This is a genomic window from Burkholderia sp., from assembly GCF_018375725.1.
Taxonomy (GTDB): Bacteria; Pseudomonadota; Gammaproteobacteria; order Burkholderiales; family Burkholderiaceae; genus Burkholderia.
In genome coordinates, this window is sequence record NZ_JAHACR010000322.1 from 1 (window position 1) to 4,491 (window position 4,491).

Below are 4,491 nucleotides of genomic sequence, written 5' to 3' on the forward strand. Positions count from 1 at the left end.
CGAGACCCGTCTGCGGATCGGTCGTGATGTTCGTCGAATAGATCGCGCCGATCGGCGTGTCGAACTTCAATCCGCCGGCAAACGGCTTGCCGCCCGATGCCGTATGGCATGCGACACAATCGCCCGCGCGCGCCAGATACGCGCCGCGCGCAACGAGCGCAGCGGCGGACGATGCCGATGCGGCGTTCGGGACGCCCGGTTGCGGCGCCGCCGCCGCGACGCCGCCAGTGAGACCCGCGGCCAACCCGAGCCACGCGCCGTACGCGAGCGCACGCCAGCCTCGACGCACGCCTGCCACACACACTTTGTCTTTGATTCGACGCTTCATACGGTCACCAGCGGAGCGGGATTTTTCAGGTACTGCTCGCGAATCGCACGCGCCGACCAGTACGCCAGCGCAGCGGCAAGACCGGTCGGGTTGTAGCCGATCCCCTGCGGAAACGCCGACGCGCCCATCACGAACACGTTGTGCACATCCCAGCTCTGCAGGTAGCGGTTCAGCACGCTGGTCTTCGGATCGAGGCCCATGACCGCGCCGCCGACGAGGTGTGTCGTCTGATAGCGCCGCGTGTCGAAATGCGCACCGAATTCACGCGTGTAGACGTTGATCGCCTTCGGCCCCATCGCCTCGGCGATCTTCTTCATCTGCGCGGTCACATAGCGCGCCATCTTGATGTCGTTGTCCTTCCAGTCGAAGGTCATCCGCAGCAGCGGCTGGCCGTACGAATCACGATAGGTCGGATCGAGATCGAGATAGACGTCGCGGTACGACATGTTGGTCCCGTGCGCGTCCATCGACAGCGTGTGCGCATAGTGATCCTTCACGGACTTCTTCCACGCGCTGCCCCACGCCGGCGTACCGGCCGGCGTCGCGATGCCGCTGATCGGCTTGACGCCCGCCTGGTTGACCCACAGCGGCGAGCCGCCGACAAAGCCGAGCGGGCCGTGGTCGAAGTTGTCGGCGTTGAAGTCGTCGACCGCGACGCCGTTGCCGCCCGCGCCGACGAACGGGTTCGTGTACGTGTCCTTGTCGAAGAACGCGGTGATCGTCGACAGGTTCTGGTACGCGAAGTTGCGCCCCACCACGCCCTCGCCCGATACCGGATCGTACGGCTTGCCGATGCCCGACAGCAGCAGCAGGCGCACGTTGTGGTACTGGAATGCCGACACGATCACGAGATCGGCCGGCTGCGTGACCTCGCGGCCCGACGGATCGACGTAGGTCACACCCGTCGCGCGCTTCTTCGTATCGTCGAGATCGACGCGCAGCACGTGGCATTTCGAGCGCAGCTCGAAGTTGGGCGTCTGTTTCAGCGCGGGCAGGATGTTCAGGTTCGGCGACGCCTTCGAATACATGTAGCACGCGTAGCCGCTGCAGAATCCGCAGAAGTTGCACGGCCCCATCTGCACGCCGTACGGGTTCGTGTACGGCCCCGACGTGTTCGCCGACGGCAACCGGTACGGATGCAGGCCGAGCGACTTCGCCGCATCGTGGAACCGCTGCGCCGAATAGGTGTTGAGCTGGGCTGGCAGCGGGAAGTTGTCGCTGCGGTTGGCCTCGAACACGTTGCCGTCGCCGACCACCTTGCCGCCGACCCTGTACGCCTGTCCCGACGTGCCGAACACCTTCTCGGCGAAATCGAAATGCGGCTCGAGCTCGTCGTAGCTGACGCCCGCATCCTGGATCGTCATCCCCTCGGGAATGAATTTCTTGCCGTAACGCTCTTCGTAGTGACTGCGCAGGCGCAGCTCTTCCGGCGCCACGCGGAAGTGCACGCCGGACCAGTGCAGCCCCGCGCCGCCGACGCCTTCGCCCGGCAGGAATGCGGCGAGCTGGCGATACGGCAGCGCCGTGTCCGCGAGGCCGTGACGGATCGACACGGTCGTCTTCGACAAGTCGAGAAACAGCTTCTTGCGGACACTGTAGGTCAGCTCGTCGATCGTGTTCGGATACGCGCCGTCGGGATACGTGTCGCGGTACTCGCCGCGTTCGAGCGCGACGACCTTCAGGCCGGCTTCCGTCAGTTCCTTCGCGAGAATCGCGCCGGTCCAGCCGAACCCGACGATGACCGCGTCGACGTGTGGTTTCTTGTCAGCGGCCATCAGCTACGCTCCCCGTTGATCGAGACCGGCCCGTACGGATACGGTTTGCCGTTCTGGTTGACGAAATCCATGAAGTCCGCGCGCGCGCCGGGAAAACCGATCATCTTCCACCCGCCCATGCCGTGATTGCCGCCATGGACCGGATCGCAGAAATAGCCTTCGCGCGTGTTCTGCAGCAGTTGCGCGAAGAACACCTTCGGCGGCACGTCGTCGATCGCAGCGGCGCCCGTTTCGAGCTGACCGAGCACCGCATCGCGCGTTGCCGCGTCGAGGCCGGCGAACGCCTTGCCATGCGTTTTCGTACAGAAGCGATCGACCGCGGCGATGCCGAGCCGGTACAGGTCGCGCGGCACCAGCTTCAGCTGGTAGCCGAGTTCCGGCACGCCTTGCTGGAACGGCCCTTGCATGTACCAGCGCGCACCATGCGCGTAAGGCGTTTCCATCTGGCGGTCGATGAATTCCGGCACGCCGGCGTCGAGCGCGCCCGGCCCTTCCGCATCGGCGGGAATCAGGCGGTCGACGGCAGCATGGACGAACGCCCACTCCCTGGCGTCGAAGAAGACTGGCTTGTAAGGCTCGCGCGCCGCATCGCCGGACGCGGCGGCGGATGCGTTTCCGGCGGCCGGCGCGGACGTCGGCAACGCGCGCAGATCGCAGCCGGCAAGCGAAGCGATCGGCACGAGCGCGACCGACGAGCGCAGGAAATGGCGGCGCGAATTCGGTTTGTCGGATGACGTGGACATAAGTCGAATAGTGATTGTTGGGGGCAGCGGCCAGAGCACGCGCACGCAGATAAGCATGTGTCGTGCCCGGCGCGCGGCGCAGCGGCTTCAATCGGCCGCGTCGCCTTGCTTGCTCCGTGGTGCAAACGCGCTCGATGCGGACGGACGGCGGCATGCTGAGATGCCGCCGTCGCCATGCATCGGCTTTGGGCTCGGCATGTCGGAGTCCAAAGCGTTTCGGCCTCTTTGCGGACCTGATGACCTGGCGAATCCGCGCCGATGCGCGAAACCCGCCAGCCGCCGACATGATGTCGCCATGTGTGTATGTGCCGATCCAGCGGGCAGCAGGAGCGGCATGCTCGGCCCTCGTGGCGGCATGGTCAACGGTGCGTCGCATTATATATGGAACCGGTTCCATTGCGCGACGATTTGACGCAATTTATTGAAGCATTGCCCGCAACAATCCCCGGCAACGTCCGGCAGAAGACGCAAAACGCCGACTTGACCGAGCTGCCGCCCGCCGCGTCCGCCACAACCCGCGATCGTTGCACAGCAGCAACGCCGCCTTTCTCCGGGTGCCTTCCGCCGAGCGCCGCACGACCGTTTCGCCTGCGCATACGCTTCGGGGCATCCGCCCTTGACTTCCTTCCGCGCGCTACTACCCTTTTATCCTGAACTGCTATCGAGGCATGAACGCGAAGCCGCTTGCGCCGCCCTGCCGGAGGAATGGACCCATGAATGAACCCCTCGAACGCCGGGCACTGCTGCTGCATCTGGGCAGCGTCATGCAGACGCTGAGCTGCCTGCTCGAAAGCGAGCGCGACGACGAAACGATCGGCGCGCTGATCGCCTCCCAGCCGATGCTTTCCGACCTTCCGCTGCTCGAGAATGTGTTCGAGCACATGACCGTGCGTGAATTCGCGTGCGCGGTTCTGCATGCGTTTTGCCTCTGGCCAAAGCAATTGCTCGATGCACGACTCGACCGCGACGCGCTCGCAACACCGGTCTGCGTGAACCTGTTCGCGGGCAATCCGCGCGGCTGGGCACGCTACACCGCCTCGCTCGCCGCTGATGTGCCGTGGTTCGGCAACGGCATCCAGCCCGACCACGCGCCACGCCCATCCACCGACCCGATCGCGAAATCCGCATGACACGCAACCGGCCAACGCGCCGGGCCGGGCGCACACTGTCCGGCGATCCTGAATGCAGGTCGAAATGCGGCCTTGCACGTGGCCGCCATACATCTATAAACGAAGGCCAGCGGAGGTGACCCATGCTGATCGGTGTGCCGAAGGAGATCAAGAACCACGAATATCGCGTCGGCCTGACGCCGGCTGGCGCGCATGAGCTGACGCTGCGCGGCCATCAGGTTCTGGTCGAGCGCGACGCGGGCGCCGCGATCGGGCTGTACGACGACGACTACGCAGCTGCGGGCGCGGCATTGTGCGGTGACGCGCCCGAGGTGTTCGCACGCGCGGACATGATCATCAAGGTCAAGGAGCCGCAGCCCGCCGAATGCGCGATGCTGCGGCGCGGCCAGATCCTCTATGCGTACCTGCATCTCGCGCCGGATCCGGAGCAGGCGACGGCGCTCATCAAGTCCGGCGCGGTGTGCATCGCCTACGAGACCGTCACCGGACCGGGCGGCGGCCTGCCGCTGCTCGCG

3 protein-coding genes and 2 pseudogenes are annotated in these 4,491 nt (G+C 65.5%); 2 read left to right on the forward strand and 3 right to left on the reverse strand.

Annotation, left to right across the window (positions count from 1 at the left end; translation table 11 throughout):
* The 3 genes and pseudogenes from KH616_RS21805 to KH616_RS21815 all read right to left on the reverse strand — a co-directional run.
* Window positions 1-328 (reverse strand): annotated as a pseudogene (locus KH616_RS21805) (cytochrome c); the annotation flags it as partial.
* Window positions 325-2,103, reverse strand: a complete 1,779-nt coding sequence (locus KH616_RS21810; RefSeq protein WP_292250716.1) for a GMC family oxidoreductase — start codon at window positions 2,101-2,103, stop codon at window positions 325-327. The gene KH616_RS21810 and the pseudogene KH616_RS21805, both read right to left, overlap by 4 nt.
* Window positions 2,103-2,846, reverse strand: a complete 744-nt coding sequence (locus KH616_RS21815; RefSeq protein ID WP_292250718.1) for a gluconate 2-dehydrogenase subunit 3 family protein — start codon at window positions 2,844-2,846, stop codon at window positions 2,103-2,105. Before KH616_RS21815 ends, KH616_RS21810 begins: the two co-directional genes overlap by 1 nt.
* Before the next feature lie 713 nt (window positions 2,847-3,559).
* Between KH616_RS21815 and KH616_RS21820 the strand changes: the two genes are divergently transcribed.
* Both KH616_RS21820 and KH616_RS21825 read left to right on the forward strand, forming a co-directional pair.
* On the forward strand, window positions 3,560-3,976 hold the full coding sequence (locus KH616_RS21820; protein WP_292250719.1) for a hypothetical protein: 417 nt from the start codon (window positions 3,560-3,562) through the stop codon (window positions 3,974-3,976).
* Between the two features lie 122 nt (window positions 3,977-4,098).
* A pseudogene (locus tag KH616_RS21825) lies at window positions 4,099-4,491 on the forward strand (alanine dehydrogenase); the annotation flags it as partial.